Annotated in this window: 10 protein-coding genes and 1 tRNA gene; 4 read left to right on the plus strand and 7 right to left on the minus strand. The window is 67.4% G+C overall.

The genetic code is table 11. The annotated features are described in order from the left end of the window. Nucleotides 1–5 precede the first annotated feature (5 nt). From nhaA to AB0I19_RS17175, 7 genes are all read right to left on the minus strand, one after another. Nucleotides 6–1,313 (minus strand): Na+/H+ antiporter NhaA, encoded by a 1,308-nt coding sequence (gene nhaA / locus AB0I19_RS17145; protein ID WP_357149720.1) that lies wholly within the window; start codon nucleotides 1,311–1,313, stop codon nucleotides 6–8. A gap of 277 nt (nucleotides 1,314–1,590) precedes the next feature. Beyond that, nucleotides 1,591–6,621 carry a DNA repair ATPase gene (locus AB0I19_RS17150; RefSeq protein ID WP_357149722.1) on the minus strand — a complete coding sequence of 1,677 codons (5,031 nt, stop codon included), beginning with the start codon at nucleotides 6,619–6,621 and terminating at the stop codon, nucleotides 1,591–1,593. Further along, nucleotides 6,618–8,483: a flotillin family protein gene (locus tag AB0I19_RS17155; protein ID WP_357149725.1), complete on the minus strand. Its 1,866-nt coding sequence runs from the start codon at nucleotides 8,481–8,483 to the stop codon at nucleotides 6,618–6,620. The genes AB0I19_RS17150 and AB0I19_RS17155 overlap by 4 nt, the downstream gene beginning before the upstream one ends. Continuing rightward, on the minus strand, nucleotides 8,483–9,103 hold the full coding sequence (locus tag AB0I19_RS17160; RefSeq protein ID WP_357149728.1) for a hypothetical protein: 621 nt from the start codon (nucleotides 9,101–9,103) through the stop codon (nucleotides 8,483–8,485). The genes AB0I19_RS17155 and AB0I19_RS17160 overlap by 1 nt, the downstream gene beginning before the upstream one ends. Nucleotides 9,104–9,427: 324 nt before the next feature. After that, on the minus strand, nucleotides 9,428–9,907 hold the full coding sequence (locus AB0I19_RS17165; RefSeq protein ID WP_357149731.1) for an SRPBCC family protein: 480 nt from the start codon (nucleotides 9,905–9,907) through the stop codon (nucleotides 9,428–9,430). Then, entirely contained in the window at nucleotides 9,904–10,239 is a 336-nt protein-coding gene (locus tag AB0I19_RS17170) for a metalloregulator ArsR/SmtB family transcription factor (RefSeq protein ID WP_357149734.1), read from the minus strand. The genes AB0I19_RS17165 and AB0I19_RS17170 overlap by 4 nt, the downstream gene beginning before the upstream one ends. A gap of 309 nt (nucleotides 10,240–10,548) precedes the next feature. Then, nucleotides 10,549–10,622: transfer RNA gene (locus AB0I19_RS17175), tRNA-Arg, on the minus strand. A 134-nt stretch (nucleotides 10,623–10,756) separates the two neighbouring features. Between AB0I19_RS17175 and AB0I19_RS17180 the strand changes: the two genes are divergently transcribed. From AB0I19_RS17180 to ettA, 4 genes are all read left to right on the plus strand, one after another. After that, complete coding sequence (locus AB0I19_RS17180) at nucleotides 10,757–12,838, plus strand: cytochrome c oxidase assembly protein (protein ID WP_357149737.1); 2,082 nt, start codon at nucleotides 10,757–10,759, stop codon at nucleotides 12,836–12,838. 68 nt (nucleotides 12,839–12,906) lie between these two features. Next, nucleotides 12,907–13,809 carry a serine/threonine dehydratase gene (locus tag AB0I19_RS17185; protein ID WP_357150154.1) on the plus strand — a complete coding sequence of 301 codons (903 nt, stop codon included), beginning with the start codon at nucleotides 12,907–12,909 and terminating at the stop codon, nucleotides 13,807–13,809. A gap of 128 nt (nucleotides 13,810–13,937) precedes the next feature. Beyond that, on the plus strand, nucleotides 13,938–14,507 hold the full coding sequence (locus tag AB0I19_RS17190; RefSeq protein ID WP_357149739.1) for a single-stranded DNA-binding protein: 570 nt from the start codon (nucleotides 13,938–13,940) through the stop codon (nucleotides 14,505–14,507). Between the two features lie 70 nt (nucleotides 14,508–14,577). Then, on the plus strand, nucleotides 14,578–16,254 hold the full coding sequence (ettA, locus tag AB0I19_RS17195; protein WP_357149742.1) for an energy-dependent translational throttle protein EttA: 1,677 nt from the start codon (nucleotides 14,578–14,580) through the stop codon (nucleotides 16,252–16,254). Nucleotides 16,255–16,381 lie beyond the last annotated feature (127 nt).

Consider the following 16,381-nt stretch of genomic DNA (forward strand, 5'->3'; position numbering starts at 1 on the left):
CCGGACTATGTGTCGGTGGCCGGAGGGCGTTGGTAGACGTCGGGCACACCGTCGCCGTCTTCGTCACGTGACTCCGCCTCGGCGAGCGTCCGATACACCCGGTTTCGCGCGCGCAGCACGATGGTGGCGAGGACGGCGGCGGTGACCGTGCCGAACAGCACGCCGATGCGGACGTGATCACCACGCAGATGGTCACCCGCGAACGCGAGTTCGCCGACGAGGAGCGAGACCGTGAATCCGATGCCGCCCAGCAGTGCGACGCCGGCGACGTCTATCCAGGACAGTTCGGAGTCGAGTTCGGCGCGGGTGAGTTTCGCCGTGAGGTACGTCGTGGCCGTGATCCCGATGAGCTTGCCCGCCACGAGGCCGACGGCGATCCCGATGGTGACCGGATCGCCGAGGGAATCGGTGAGCCCACTCAGTCCGCCGACGGTGACGCCGGCGGCGAAGAACGCGAACACCGGAACGGCGAATCCGGCGGACAGCGGACGGATGCGATGTTCGAATCGTTCGGCGGGCCCGTGTTCGTCGGGAGCGCCGGAGCTGGCAAGGACCGGAACGGTGAAACCGAGCAGCACGCCGGCGACCGTGGCGTGAACACCGGACAGATGCACCAGCCACCATGCGAGCACCGCGAGCGGGACCAGGAGCAACGGCGAGCTGATGCGCCGTTGCACGGCCAGCGCGAACAATGCGATCGGCACGAGAGCCAGCATCAGGTACGGCAGCTCTAGCTCGCTGGTGTAGAAGATCGCGATGACGGTGACGGCGAGCAGGTCGTCGACCACGGCGAGCGTGAGCAGAAAGGTGCGTAGCGCGGCGGGCAGGTGGGTGGTTATCACCGCGAGTACGGCGAGAGCGAAGGCGATGTCGGTCGCGGTCGGGATGGCCCAGCCGTCGAGTGCTCCTGCCGCGCCGCCCCGGTTGATCAGGACATAGATGATCGCGGGGACGGCCATGCCACCGACGGCGGCGACTACCGGCAGTGCCGCCCGGCGGGGGTCACGCAGGTCGCCCGCGACGAACTCGCGTTTGAGTTCGAGGCCGACGACGAAGAAGAAGATGGCCAGCAGCCCATCGGCGGCCCATTCACTCAGCGAGAGGTCGAGGTGCAGCGCCGACGGGCCGATGTGGAAGTCACGCAGCGCGGCGTAGGCATCGGCCAAGGGCGTGTTGGCCCAGATGAGCGCGATGACGGCGGCGACCATCAGCAACACGCCGCCGACCGTCTCGCTGCGCAGTACCGAGGCGATCCGGCGTGACTCCGGCCAGCTGCCGCGAGACAGGACGGTACGTCGTGTCGACGGACTCATCGGTCGCCTACCGGAAACCCGTGGCCGATGACCTGTGCGGAGGTGTTGTGCGTGGTGCGCAGTCGTAGCAAGACCATTACCCGTCGCTGATCGAACCCGACTCGACGGAGCTCGAACCGGGTTGCCGACCAGACTTCCCGGCGCACCTACCCGTAAAGATGCCGCAAGAGCCGCTGCCACCGCAAACCGGGGCATACCGGCGAGACGCACGACAGCCACCCCGGCAGCGGTCGCGAGTGTCCGCCATCACCGACCGATCCGGATCGAGCGAGGGCGATCACGATCGGTGCCAGGATCGGGGGGCTGCGTGGTTGCCCGTCGGCTGGCTGTCCGCGATTCCCCGGATGGCGGTTTCCACGGCGCCGAGGCGGTCGGCCAACAGGCCGAGGCCACCGACAGCCCGTACGAGGGGGTCGTCGTCGCTGCCACCGAGTGCCAGTTCGCGAACGTAGGCGGACTTGACCTGCTCCCATCGAACGGCTTGCTCGGGTGTGACGCGACCGCGGAGTTCGGCCAGTTTGAGCAGGTTGGCCTCCGCACCCGCGGCGAGGGTTTGGGCCTCGCCGCGGTAGTGGTCGTCGATCAGGGTCTCGAGTTCTTCGTCGTTCATCACCGAGACGATGCGGCTGGTGAGTCCGTTCATATCGCGGTAGGAGCCCTGTAGCTGGAACGGCGGCTCGGTGCGGGCGGTGTCGGTGGTGGCGGCCGAGGCGATGTAGGCCCGGTTGACGGCCAGGACGACCTCGCGCACGTGTAGTACTTTGCGCAGCACCGAACGGATGTCGGCCAGTTCGGCGGGCGAGTATGGGTGGGTGAGCTGGTCGGTCCGCGCGGTGTCGTCACCGGAGGCCAGACGCAGGAGCAGTTCGAGATCGGTGCGTTCGCGCGCGGCCAGCGGCGCGAGGACGGGATTGGTCGTGAGCGCGTTCTCGACGTAGCTGAGCGCGAACAGGTCGTCGCGGCCCGACAGCACCTCGCCGAGGTTCCAGACATCGGCACGGTTGGCGAGCATGTCCGGAACGCGGAAGCGTTTGCCCTGTTCGGTGTAGGGGTTACCGGCCATGCAGACCGCGAACCGTTTGCCGCGCAGATCGTAGGTGCGTGCCTCCCCGTTCCACACGCCTTCCATGCGCCGTTGGGCATCGCAGAGGGAAATGAACTTCTGCAGGAGTTCGGGCGAGGTGTGCTGGATATCGTCCAGGTAGAGCAGCACGTTGTTGCCGAGTTCGAGGGCGAAGTCGATCTTCTCGACCTCACGCCGGGCGGTGGCGTTCGGGGCGGCCGCAGGATCGAGCGATCGCACCGCATGACCCAGGGCCGGCCCGTCGACCTTGACGAAGATCAGGCCGAGTCGTGCGGCGACGTACTCCATCAGCGTGGTCTTGCCGTAGCCGGGCGGCGAGATGAGCAGCAGCAGCCCGGACTGGACCGCGCCACCCGCCTCGGCCGGGGTGCCGAGCTGGCGGGCCAGGTTGTCGCCGATCAACGGCAGATAGACCTCGTCGAGCAAACGGTTGCGCACGAACCCGCTCAGCACGGCCGGTTTGTAGTCGTCGAGGCGCAACCGCTGTCGCTGGGCGGCGAGCAGCGCGTCGCGTCGTCGCAGGTGCTCGCGGAAGGCGGGGACCGTCTCGATGCGGAAACGGTGCGCCCGCGCGGTCAGTTCGGCGAGCCGCACCGGTAGTGATCCTCCGGTGAGGGTGGGGTGTTCGCCCAGCAGTCCGTCGACGCTGGTGGTCAGCTCGGCTTCGTGGTCGTAGCGGTGCATGTCGTCGCCCCCGAGCTCGATCGCGACAGCTTCGTCCAGATACTCGAACAGCACTGTGTCGCCGCGACTTTCGGCGAACGCCCGCAGCCAGGTGCGGACGAGGTGGTATCTGCGCGGCAGGTCGTCGTCGAAGGACGCGATATCGCGACGTAGGTCCGCGTAGGCAGTGGGATGGGCGGCATCGAGATGATTCCGGAATCGGGCACAGAAATGTCGCGCGGGAGCGGCGGTGACGAAGCAGGCGGGGGTCTGGGCGATTTCCTGGAACAGGTAGCCGGCCGCCAGCGACGGGTCGACGTCGACCAGTGCGAGTCGCTCCACGAATTCGCCGACGGCACAGGACAATTCCTCGATCGTGTCGGCTCGTGCGCGCGGGTCCGCGAAGTACTCGGCGGCGCGTGCAGTCGAGCGGATGCGAGTTGTCCAGCTCGCGTGTGCCTGCGGATCGTGTGGTTGCCAGTCGGGGCCGCCGAACTGCCACCACAACTGCGCCGCGGCCCGGTCGACGGGACGGTAATGCAACAGACCCGCGCCCGCACGCATCCGCAGCAGCGCGTCCAGGATCAGTGTGGCGTCGTGATCGTGCACACCGAGCTGGTACCCCTCGTCATAGCGTTGCCGCGCCACCGCACGCACGAGCGCGTCGAGGGTGCCCCCCGCCGCCGCGTCGTGTAGCCGCTCGAGCCCGGCCGGCGCTCCCTCCACGTCGGCCAGGATCGAGGTCGCGAGGAACTCGCCCCGATACATCTGTGCGTTCTCCGACACCAGCAGCTGTGACCACAGACCCGCGGCGTCCGGCCCGAATTCACCCGCGGACAGCGGCTCCCGGTAGTCGGTGCCGTTGACGGCGAAGACCAGCGAGTCACCGTGCGGGACCAGCGCGAGCTCGGGTTCGGCGGTGGTGACCGCGAACCGATGCCTGCCGAGGCGGATCGTCCGACCGCCGTCGGAATAGAGGTCGTGCCGGTCGCGCAGCACCCGACCGGCTTCCTGTCGCGCCGTCTTGATCCGGCCGTCGAGTTCTTCCGCGGCGACCACCTCACCGGCAGTGCGCAAGTCGCTGATCGCCGTGCGCAGCCGCAGCACCATCGGATCGGCGGCGAAATAGCCGTTGACCTCGTCCGTCGAGGACAGAGTCCGGCTGCGTCGTTCGATGGTCGACAGCATCCGCCGCGCGGAGTCGAGGAGTCGACGGGCGCGCTGCGCTCGGTCGTCGAGAAGGTGCTGTTTGCGGGCGGCGAAGGCTTCGTAGATGTCGTCACGGCTGCTCGCGATCCGTTCGGCGAAATCGTCGATCGCTCCGAAGCGCGTTTCCAGTCCTTCGATCCGCGACAGCAGCGTCGACACCTGGTGGTCGCAGGCCTCCGGACTGTCGGTCGCGGCGAGCGCGCCGCTGACCGCCTGTCCGAGTAGCGCGTACTCGGCGGCGAACTCGGCGCGTCCCTCGGACGCGGCCAGCTCCGTGCGTCGCGCCGTCACGGTGGCGCGGGCCCGGTTGGCCGAGGCCAGTGTCGTGGCGACGCGCTCGAGAATGCCGGTCCGCAGGGTCGCGTCACCGATCTCGAGGCCGGTGACGACCTCGATGACGGTCTGCAGACCATCGGTCTGCTCGGCCAGCCAGTCCTGGATCGGAGCGACTTCGGCCACGGTGCCGATCTCGGCGGCCTGCTGGGTGACCTGCGCGATGGAAGTGGCGTAGTCGTCGAAAGCATCAGCGGTGCTGAGAAATTGGACACAACGAAGACTGGCGTCGTCGAGCGCGGCCGCGACCGTCGCGGCCAGCTCGTCGACGCGGTCGAGGTCCACATAGCGCAACTCGCGCAATGTCTCGACCTGTCCCGCCGCGCGACGCAGGGCCGTGAGCTCCTCGACCCAGCCTCGCGCGGTGCTGTGCCCACCGCCGGTGCGGACAAGGGTGGCGACCTGCTCGCCCGCCTCGTGCACCGCCGCCGCGGCCTGCGCGGTCCTGGCTTCGACCTTCGCGAATTCCTCGACGACCTGGTCGGCGGTGGCCCGGACGGCGGACAGCGACTCGGCCAGTCCGCCGAACTCCGGATCGGTGAGCCAATGGTGGTGGTCCGCGGTCCGGACGCAGGCGGCGATGACGGCCTCGAACACGTCGGTCGTCGACGCCATGTCGGCGACCATCCTGGTCACCGACAGGCAGTCCGAGATACCGCGCACCAGTTCGGCGTTCCCGATCCGCGACAACGCCGTGTCGCCGGTCGGTGCGTGGGTGGCGTGGGTGTCCGCGACGAACGGTGTCTGCCAGATCTGCATCGTGTGCACGCGCGTCGGTTCTTCCGAGATCGCGCGGAAGACCACCATGGTGCCGTCGTCGAACAGAGAGTATCCGTGGCAGGAGATCGGCGTGGTGACCTGTTTGCGGATCAGGTTGTAGGGCAGCAGGAGTGAGCGACCCTCCGAGCGTGCGTGGAAGACGTAGAGCACATCCTCACCGTTGGCGGCGCGAACGGTGCGTTCGTATTCGAGGTCGGTGACGGCGGTGTCGAAGACCTTGTGGACGCCGGTTTCCAGGTAGTAGCCGCCAGGGAAGACGATGCCCTGGTCCTCGGGCAGTAGGCGACACGACAAACCGATGCCGTCGAGGCGCACTACGGTGCGGGTGCGCGTATTGAAAACCAGGTGTCGCCACACTGTTTCGTTGTAGGGCCGGATGCGAAGCAGGATCAGCGCACCGACCTCGGCGTAGTGCACGTCGGCGTCGGCGAGGCTCTGCAGGGGTTCGTCGACCGGCTCGGAGTAGATCCCGGATCCGGTCTCGGTGTTGTTCTCCACCTTGACGGTGAGTGTGCCGCCGAGCGTCTCGACGAACACCTTGCCGAGGACGGACAGGTGCGGGTGACGTCCGGGCACCTGATCGTCGCGGGTTGTCTCGACCCAGGTGAACTCGTGCGGGGGCGGGAACACATGGTCGCGCTCGCCGCGATTGTCGAGATAGCCGACTTCGCCGGTAGCCGCGACGCGCCAACGCAGCACCTTGATGTCGTCGGTGCGCTGCCCGGTCTGGAAGACCGCGAGTATCCGCCCGTCGATCCGGCGCAATTGCAGCAGCCGGGTCTGGGTGTAGTACCGGTACAGTTCGGCGAAGTCGCGCCGAAACCGCGGGTCGTCGAGCAAGCCCGTCGATTCAGCTGTGTTGAAAGCGAATTCGGTACCGTCGTGGTGGAAGCGGTGCGCGGCGAAGACGTCGTCGACTTCGGTCTGTGGTTTGAGCCCTAGGAAGACGTTGTAGCCGAACAGCATTCGGCCGTCGCCCACGGCGACGATGTCGCGAGGAACGCAGTTGTGGTCGGTGCGGATGTGTTCGGTACCGGTCAGTGCCAGCTCGATGCCGCCGAAGTTCTCGATCCTGCGGTTGTTGAGTTCTTCACAGCGTGCGGCCAATTCGGCCGCCTGCTCGCGCAGTCGGGTACGCAGCACCTCGTAGGTGCCGCCGTCGAGGGCGGCACCCGTGGTCGGGACCGTGGTATCGGTCCCGACCGTGGTATCCCGGTGCCGCGTCTGCGGCGCGCTCACTTGTCCAGCAGGAGGTCGAGAGCGGCGGCGTCCTTGTCCGGTTCAGAACCGTTGCGTGCGAGCAGCGATCCGACTACGGCCGAGGCCGCTGCGCCGGTGTCGGAGTGCAGCAACCGGTCCATGCCCTTGCCGAGCCCGATCGACCCGACGAGGCGGTCGAGGAACATCGACTCCCCGCCGACGATATCGATCTTGGCGTTCTGCAAACCGGTGGACAGCACATCGGCCTGTGCCTGTGCCACGTCCCGATGCGCCTGCACGGTCGCCAGCTCCACTTCCTTCTGCAGTTCGAGCCGCAACCGGAACTCTTCGTGCTCGCGGGTCGCGTCGTCGAGAACCGCCATCGCGGCGGCCTTCTCGTGCAGACCCTCCGCTTCGCCCTTGAGCTTGTCGCGCAGGCCCTCAGCCTCCACGGTGTTGCGTTCCCGCAGCACGGCGGCCTCGGCGCGGCCGACCTTCTCGATGGCGTCCGCTTCGCGTTCCCGGACGAGCGCCTGACCCAAGCCGGGTGCCGCGGTTTCGGCCTGTGTCGCTTCGGCGAGCCGGATCTTGGCCTTGGCCTGCAGTTCCGCCGCCGCGACCTCGGCTTCGGCCAGCGTCATCGACTCCTTGGCCCGGAACTTCGCCGCGGCTTCGGCGGCTTCGGCGGCCTTGATGTCCTTGACCAGGTGCTCCTGCGCCTCGGCCTCGGCGCGAATGATGATCGACTGCCGTTCCCGTTCCGCGGCTTCCACCGCACGCAGCCCCTTGATCTTCTCTTCCTGCTCGGCGACGGTCCGGTCGACCGCGACGCGCTCCCGCACCACCTCGGCGACAGTGCGACGCTCGGTCTCGAGCTCCCGCTCGTTGGCGATCTGAGCCAGCGAGACCGCCCGGTCGCGGTCCGCCACCTCCAGCTGGCGGTCCTTCTCGATGCGCTCGGACTCGATCGCGATCACCCGTTCCCGGTTCTTCTCCGCGACAGCGATCTCACGATCCTTGTTCTGGGCCTGGATCCCGAGCGCCTCGTCGGTACGCATCGCCGCGGCATGCGCCTTGAGCCGCTCCTCGGCCTGCACCCGCAGAATTTCGGCTTCCTCACGCGCCCTAAGTGTTTCGACCTCACGCCGCTGCTTGTTCTCGGCATCGGCCTGCTGCCGCTCGAGCTCGAGCACGGCTTCCCGCGCTTCCACGTTCTGCCGGGTGATCTCCTTCTCCTCGTGCCTGCGGAACTCGTTGGTGCGCACATGCTCGATCGCGGTGAGCTCGGTGATCTTGCGAATGCCCTGAGCGTCGAGGATGTTCTGGCTGTCGAGCTGGATCAGCGGTGTCTGCTCGAGGTAGTCGATCGCGGCGTCCTCGAGGCTGTACCCGTTGAGATCGGTGCCGATCACGGCCATGATCCGGTCGCGGAACTCGTTGCGCTGGGTGTAGAGGTCGGTGAAGTCCAGGTGTTTGCCGACGGTCTTGAGCGCCTCGGAGAACTTGGCGCTGAACAATTCCTGCAGCGTCGTTTGGTCGCTGGCCCGCGCCGTACCGATGGCCTGAGCGACCTTGATGACATCCTCCACCGTCTTGTTGACCCGCACGAAGAACGTGATGCGGATGTCGGCGCGGATATTGTCGCGGCAGATCAGCCCGTCCCGGCCCACCCGCGCGATTTCGATGGTCTTCACCGAGATATCCATGATCTCGGCCTTGTGCAGTACCGGCAGGACGACCGCACCCGTGAAGGTGACGTCGACCTTGCGCATCTTCGAGATGATCAGCGCCCGACCCTGACTCACCTTCTTGAACAACCGGCTCACCAGGAACAACACAGCGAGTGCGACGAGCAGCAGGACGGCGATCAGCACGCCGAATCCGATAGCGATGGTAGACATCAGTTCCCCTCCAGTGCGGCCACCCAGAACGTGTCTGTGGCCGGGTCGTATTCGAAGACGACAGCGGAATCCCCTTGGGACAGGGGAGCGGTCCGCGCATGCACTGCGCTCTGGCGGACCTGGATGATCGCCGACGAACCGTCGGCGGATGTGAGTTCGGCCTGACCGAAGCCGGTATCGACGTGACCGGTGCGCACCACGCATATCCGGCCGATGAAGCCCTGCCGGGTCGGCTGCGCGCTGTCGCGGAAGAACCGCCGCAACGGAATCACCACGAGCCGGGTGCCCGCGATCGCGGTGACGACCGCGACGATCAGCACCGGGAATCCGGCGAGCACCGCGGCCACCCCGGACAGGCCGACCGCTCCGACCCCGACCATCGCGACAAGGCTGGTGAACCACGACAGCGTCACCAGACCGGTCACAGCGACCGTTACCGGAACCCCTCCCAACCCGAGCGAGTCCGAACCCGTTGTCACAAAAGAGGACTCGGATCCGTCGAGGAGTTCGGTCTCGGTGCCGCCGACGAGCACGAGCAGCCAGAAGGCGACGACGACGAACAGCGCGAACGTGAACAGCGCAGTCGGAAAGGTCAGGATCGCGGTGAAGAACTCACCCACGCGGCGGCGAGGTCGTCATGGGCATTTCCGCCACATGAGAGTCGCCGTATCGATGAAAAACAGACCAGATGGTGTGCACGGAATTCTCCCCACGTCGAACGAATCCCGAATTCGCACGAATTCGGGATGCCGACCAGACTTCCCGGCTCACCTGCCTGTAAGAATGCCGCAAAAACCCAACGCGCGCAACCCGATTGCACGTTTCGCCCGTGGGCCGAGGCGCGAGATCGCTCAGGCAACGTCGGCTCGGCCCGCGCGTGATCACCGCCATGGCATCGACGCCGTCGAGCAGGCGTTGGCCGTGGTCATGTAAGGGGTTCCGTGTCAGGAGGATTGCGCGGTCTCGGCGAACAGTTCCAGCAGGGTGCTCCATCCGCCACCGCGTTCGACGATCGTGTCCTGGATGGCTTTGCCGTCGACGAGGCGGTCGAGGTGGCGGTGTTCGAGGGTGACAGCGGTTTGCCCGGGTCCTTCGGCGGTGAAGCGGACTTCGATCTCGCTGGCGTGGGACGGGTCGGGGTCGAATTCCCAGTGGCCGTTGATCTGCCATGTCACCACGAGCCGGTGCGGTGGTTCCCAGACCAGTACTCGGCCCCAGTCGCATTCGGTGTCGTCGACGCCGCGTTCGTACCAGCGTCCGCCCTCGCCGGGCTCCAGGATCGCATCGGCCATCTCGCTTTTGCCGATGTGGTAGGCCGCGGGCCACCAGCTGCCGAATGATTCGGTGAAGAACGCGAACGCCCGCTCCGGGCTCATCGCGACGGTGGCTTTGCCTTCCAGGACAGGCCGTTGTCCAGTGGTCATGGTCGATTCTCCTGTTCGAAATCGGTGGCGGCCGCGTCGGCGGCCTTCTGAAAAGCGGTCAAAGCCTGGTCCCAGATGTTCTGGAAGTAGGCCTGGATCGCGGCGAGGCCGTCGGGATTGATGCGGTATATGCGTTTGGTGCCCTCGGGGGTCGCCACGACCAGACCGCCTTCTTTCAGGACACGCAGGTGCTGCGACACCGCTTGACGGGTGACCGGCAGCGACTCGGCGAGCTCGCCCACCGACGACGGCCGCCGGGCGAGACGCTCGAAGATCGCCTTGCGAGTCGGATCGCCCAGGATCCCCAGATCCACATCTTTGAAAGCCTCCACTTGCGTAAGTGTGCGCTTTCAAACGAAGGTACGCAAGACCTGGGCGCCACAGATGATCGGCGGATTTGTGAGTGGCGTACGCGCCGCGAAGTCGGGCGATGTACGAGGCATCGGTCGTCCGCGGTGAGCGTCTCGAGCAGGCCGGTTCGTCACGACCGGGCTCCGGGTACCGGGGAGTTCGGTGTTCGTGGCGCAACTCACGGCGCTCGGCCTGCGGGTCCCCGAGGAATCCGCGGTCATCGCAGGCGGTTCAGGGAACGTTCTGGAGAACAGGCTCCCCAAAAACGCCCCTGAACTGCGCAAATGATGCGCCCCCGGCAGGAATCGAACCTGCGACCTAGGGATTAGAAGGCCCTTGCTCTATCCAACTGAGCTACGGAGGCAGACGCATTCACCTTTGTCGATGTCGGCGTCGGTGTCCAGCGCGAAAAGTATAGCGACCGACCGGGTGGTGGGCGGGGTCGGGAGCGACGCCCCATGGGCGTGTGGGGGAGCAGGTCGAACTACCCTCGTTGACATGTCGTTATCGCAAGACCGCTCCGCCGGAACCGTCGGCGACGGCGCTGGACCGGCGGAGACGGATCGGGCGGCCGCGACGGGCAGCAGTTCCTCGGCGGGTGGGCGCGCGTTCGGCGCGCTCGGTGTGATCGCCGGGGCGATGGCCGCGGCGGTCGCGGCGATCGTCGTCGCGTTGTCGGCGGCGCAGGCGCTGAGTCTGCTGGGGATCCCCGATCCCGGCGCGCTCACCACGTACGGGCTGCCCGCGTTGCGGGCCCTCGCCGACCTGTCCGCCGCCGTGACGGTGGGCTCCCTGCTGTTCGCGGCGTTCCTGCTGCCGCCGAAAGACAGCGGGTTGCTCGAGGCCGGTGGGTACCGGGCGGTGCGACGGGCCTCGGACGCGGCGATCGTGTGGGCGGTGTGCGCGGCGTTGCTCGTGCCACTGACGGTGTCGGATACGACGGGTCAGCCGGTGGGTTCGATCTGGCGGCCCGAGGTGTTGTGGCCGGTGATCGCCCAGGTCGAGGTGGCGGGCGCCTGGCGAACGACGACCGTGCTCGCTCTCGTTCTCGCGATCGGGTGTCGGCTGGCCTTGCGCTGGAGTTGGACGCCGATCCTGCTCGCGCTGGCGATCGGCACCATGATGCCGTTGGCTTTGACCGGGCACTCGTCCTCGGGCGGTTCGCACGACGTGGCGACCAACTCGCTCATCCTGCACATGATCTCGGCCGCGGTGTGGGTCGGTGGGCTGGTCGCGGTACTCGCCCACGCGATGCGCGGCGGCGCCGATACCGATGTCGCCGCCCGTCGTTTCTCGCTGGCCGCGACCGTCGCGATCGTCGTCATCGCGCTCAGCGGTGTGATCAACGCCTGGGTCCGGGTGCCGGCCGCCGAGCTGTTCACCACCACGTACGGCAGGCTCGTGCTCGCCAAAACGGCGGCACTCGTGCTGCTCGCGGGCCTCGGCTTCCTGCAGCGACGGGCCGCGCTGCCCGCGCTGGCCGCCGACGCGCGCGATCGCGCGGCGCTGATCCGGTTCGCCGGCGTGGAGATGCTGATCTTCGCCGCCACGATCGGCCTCGCGGTCGGCCTCGGGCGCACCCCACCTCCGCCACCGACGGCCATCCCCACGCCGACGGAAGTGGAACTGGGCTACACCGTCGACGGTCCGCCGACCATCGGCAGGCTGCTGTTCGACTGGCGGTTCGACCTGATCTTCGGCACCCTCGCCATCGTGCTCGCCGCCCTGTACCTGCTCGGCGTGCACCGGCTGCGCGCGCGCGGCGACGCCTGGCCGCTCGGCCGCACCATCGCCTGGGTCAGCGGGTGCCTCGTGCTGCTGCTCGCCACCTCCTCGGGGGTCGGCCGGTACGCGCCTGCCATGTTCAGCGTGCACATGGGCGCGCACATGGCGTTGTCGATGCTCGCGCCGATCCTGCTCGCCCTCGGTGGTGCGGTGACCCTCGCCCTGCGCGCGCTCACGCCGGCCGGTCGCGGCGGGATTCCCGGTCCGCGCGAATGGATCCTCGCGGCCGTGCACAACCCGGTCTCGCGGTTCCTCACCCAGCCGGTGGTCGCCTCGGTGATCTTCGTGGCCGGGTTCTACGCGCTCTACCTCGGTGGGATCTTCGACGCCACCGTCGATTCGCACGCGGCGCACCTGATGATGAACGCGCACTTCCTCATCAGCGGTTATCTGTTCTACTGGGTGGTGATCGGCATCGATCCCAAACCGCGTGAGGTGGCGCCGTTGACCAAGCTGGCCATGGTGTTCGGCACCCTGCCGTTCCACGCCTTCTTCGGTATCGCTCTGATGAGCATGACGACCGTCCTCGGTGGCTGGTTCTACCGCACCCTCGACCTGGGCTGGAATATCGATCTGCTCGCCGATCAGCGCAACGGTGGCAGCTTCGCCTGGGCAAGCGGTGAGGTGCCGCTGGTCGTGGTGATGCTGGCGCTGCTGATCCAGTGGTCACGCAGCGATCAGCGGCTCGCCAAGCGCACCGACCGCGCGGCCGACCGCGACAACGACGCCGAACTCAACGCCTACAACGCGATGTACGCCGAACTCGCGCGTCGCGACCGCGAGGTGCGTCCGTGACCGAATGCGGTATACCGGCGAGCCAGACGAGTCGACCGGTCGGGATCCCGCGTGTGCTGCGGACCGATGTGCGGACGGCTCGGCGCCGATTATCGGGGCGGGTGCGTAAGACACCGGTGTTCCACACCAGCGTCGACGGGCCCGACGGACCGGTTCCGGTGTCGTTGAAGATGGAGTTCCTGCAGCACGGCGGCACCTTCAAGGTGCGCGGCGCGTTCAACGCGCTGCTGGCCGAGGAGTCGGCTGGGCACGTTGTCGTCGCCTCGGGTGGCAATGCCGGGATCGCGTTCGCGCTGGCAGCGGCGCAGCTCGGTAAGGAATGCACGGTCGTCGTGCCCGAATCCGCACCGCACACGAAGGTCGCGGCCATGTGGGCGCATGGTGCCGAGGTGCTCTGGCACGGTGCGACCTTCGCCGAGGCCGAGCGCCACGCGGTGACCCTGGCGGCCGAACGCGGCGCCGGACACCTGCGCGCCGACGACATTCCCGCGGTGGTGGCGGGTGCGGGCATCATCGGTCTGGAGCTGGAGGAACAGGTGCGTGGGCGGCCGCCGGTGCTGGCCGCCGTGGGATGCGGCGGGCTGATCGCCGGGCTCGGGGCCGCACTCGGCAGGCGACGTCAGATCGTCGGGGTGGAATCCGAGCACACGCCCGCGCTGTCGGCCGCGCTCGCGGCGGGCAGGCCGGTCGACGTGGCCACGCCGTCCCCGGGCGACGAACCGATGTGCGCGACCCGGGTCGGCGATATCGCCTACGACATCGCCAGCAGACAGCAGATGCGAGCCCTCGGCGTGGCCGACGACGCGGTGACCCGTGCGCGCGAATACCTGTGGCGCGAATTCCGGGTGGTCGTCGAACTAGAGGGCGCGTCAGCGCTGGCTGCGGTGCAGAGCGGGGCCTACAAACCGGAGCCCGGCGTGCGGCCGATCGTGGTGTTGTGCGGGGCGAACACCGAACTGCCCATGCTCTGACACGGCGGATATCCACAACCCGAGAAGTTGTCCCCAGATGTCGGCGGTGCCGGCTCGGCGGTGCTCGCCTGCGCCATTCTTGGATGGTCAGAGCAACAACACCGAATGTCTGAGCGGGGGCGGTTTCGATGTACGAGGCGAATGCGACGGTGATCGGCACGGTGGTCAACCATCCCGTGCGGCGGGATCTGGCCAACGGGGAACAGGTGGTGTCGTTCCGGATGGCGAGCACGGCACGCCGGTTCGATCCGAGCGCGGGTGAATGGGTGGATGCGGGCACGCTCTATCTCACCGTCAGCTGCTGGCGGCGATTGGTGGCCGGGGTCGACCGATCACTGCGCCGGGGCGACCCGGTGATCGCCTACGGTCAGCTGCGCTCGCACGAATACCGGGGCAAGGACGGCGGCGAACGTCGTGATCTGGAGATGCGCGCCGTCGCGGTGGGACCCGACCTCGGCCGGTGCAGCGCCACGATCCAGCGACGATCGGAGGCAGCGCGGTTCACCCCGCACGTGGTACGGAATATTCCGGGCGATCAGGGCGCTGTATTGTCGGCTGCCGCACCGTCGGGGGCGGAGGGCGAGTATGCGCCCGACGACCGTTCTGCCGTAGCCTCTACGTCCGCGGCGGATTCCCTCCCGGCGCGATCGCCGGACGAGATGCCGATCGAAGGCATTCCCGCGCAGGTCGACGCCTGAGGGCAGGTCCGCGGCACCGGCCCCCGCTCCGCATCGCACCCCCGTTACCCACACCGATAGGCTTCCGTATATGGCTGAGTTCATTTATTCGATGATCAAAGTTCGCAAGGCGCACGGCGACAAGGTCATTCTCGACGACGTTTCGTTGAACTTCCTGCCCGGCGCCAAGATCGGCGTGGTCGGCCCGAACGGCGCGGGTAAGTCCAGCGTGCTGAAGATCATGGCGGGGGTGGATCGGCCGAACAACGGTGAAGCGTTCCTCGCGCCCGGCGCTTCGGTCGGCATCCTCATGCAGGAACCCGACCTGAACGAGGAGAAGACCGTCCGCGGCAACGTGGAGGAGGGCCTCGGCGAGGTCAAGGTGAAGCTGGATCGCTTCAACGAGATCGCCGAGCTGATGGCCACCGAGTACTCCGACGAGCTCATGGACGAGATGGGCAAGCTGCAGGAGTTCCTCGACCACGCCGACGCGTGGGATGTCGACTCCCAGCTCGAGCAGGCCATGGACGCGCTGCGCTGCCCGCCGCCGGACGAGCCGGTCACCAACCTCTCCGGTGGTGAGCGTCGCCGCGTCGCCCTGTGCAAGCTGCTGCTGAGCAAGCCCGACCTGCTGCTGCTCGACGAACCGACCAACCACCTGGACGCCGAGAGCGTGCTGTGGCTCGAACAGCACCTCGCCTCCTACCCGGGCGCCGTGCTCGCCGTCACCCACGACCGGTACTTCCTCGACAACGTCGCGCAGTGGATCCTCGAGCTCGACCGCGGTCGGGCCATCGACTACGAGGGCAACTACTCCACCTACCTGGAGAAGAAGGCCCAGCGTCTCGAGGTGCAGGGCAAGAAGGACCAGAAGCTGCAGAAGCGCCTCAAGGAGGAGCTGGCCTGGGTTCGCTCCGGCGCCAAGGCCCGTCAGGCCAAGAACAAGGCCCGTCTCGGTCGCTACGAAGAGATGGCCGCCGAGGCCGAGCGGCACCGCAAGTTGGACTTCGAGGAGATCCAGATCCCCGCGGGTCCGCGCCTGGGCGACATCGTGGTCAACGTGTCGCACCTGGACAAGGGCTTCGGCGATCGTCAGCTCATCAAGGATCTGTCGTTCACGTTGCCGCGCAACGGCATCGTCGGTGTGATCGGCCCCAACGGTGTCGGTAAGACCACGCTGTTCAAGACCATCGTCGGGCTCGAGGAGCCCGACAGCGGCGAGGTGAAGGTCGGCGAGACCGTCAAGCTCAGCTACGTCGACCAGAACCGTGCGGGCATCGACCCGAACAAGAACGTCTGGCAGGTCGTCTCCGACGGGCTCGACTTCATCGAGGTCGGTAACCAGGAGATGCCCTCGCGTGCCTACGTCAGCGCGTTCGGTTTCAAGGGCCCGGATCAGCAGAAGCCGGCGGGGGTGCTCTCCGGTGGTGAGCGCAACCGCCTGAACCTGGCGCTCACCCTCAAGCAGGGTGGCAACCTGATCCTGCTCGACGAGCCGACCAACGACCTCGACGTCGAGACCCTGAGCTCGCTCGAGAACGCGCTCGAGCAGTTCCCGGGCTGCGCCGTCGTGATCTCCCACGACCGGTGGTTCCTCGACCGCACCTGCACCCACATCCTGGCGTGGGAAGGCGACAACGACAACGAAGCCAAGTGGTTCTGGTTCGAGGGCAACTTCGAGGCCTACGAGGCGAACAAGGTGGAGCGCATGGGCGCGGAAGCCGCTCGCCCGCACCGGGTTACGCACCGCAAGCTCACTCGCGACTGATATCCGCGCGGACTGCATCGACGGCCCGGCCTGACGATCGACTTGTCGATCGAACGGCCGGGCCGTCGGCGTTTCACAAGTTACCGGCGGGGAAGCCGGATTTCCGACGGCACGGCTCGCGCGGCGG

This window comes from Nocardia sp. NPDC050413, from assembly GCF_040655475.1.
GTDB lineage: Bacteria > Actinomycetota > Actinomycetes > Mycobacteriales > Mycobacteriaceae > Nocardia > Nocardia coubleae.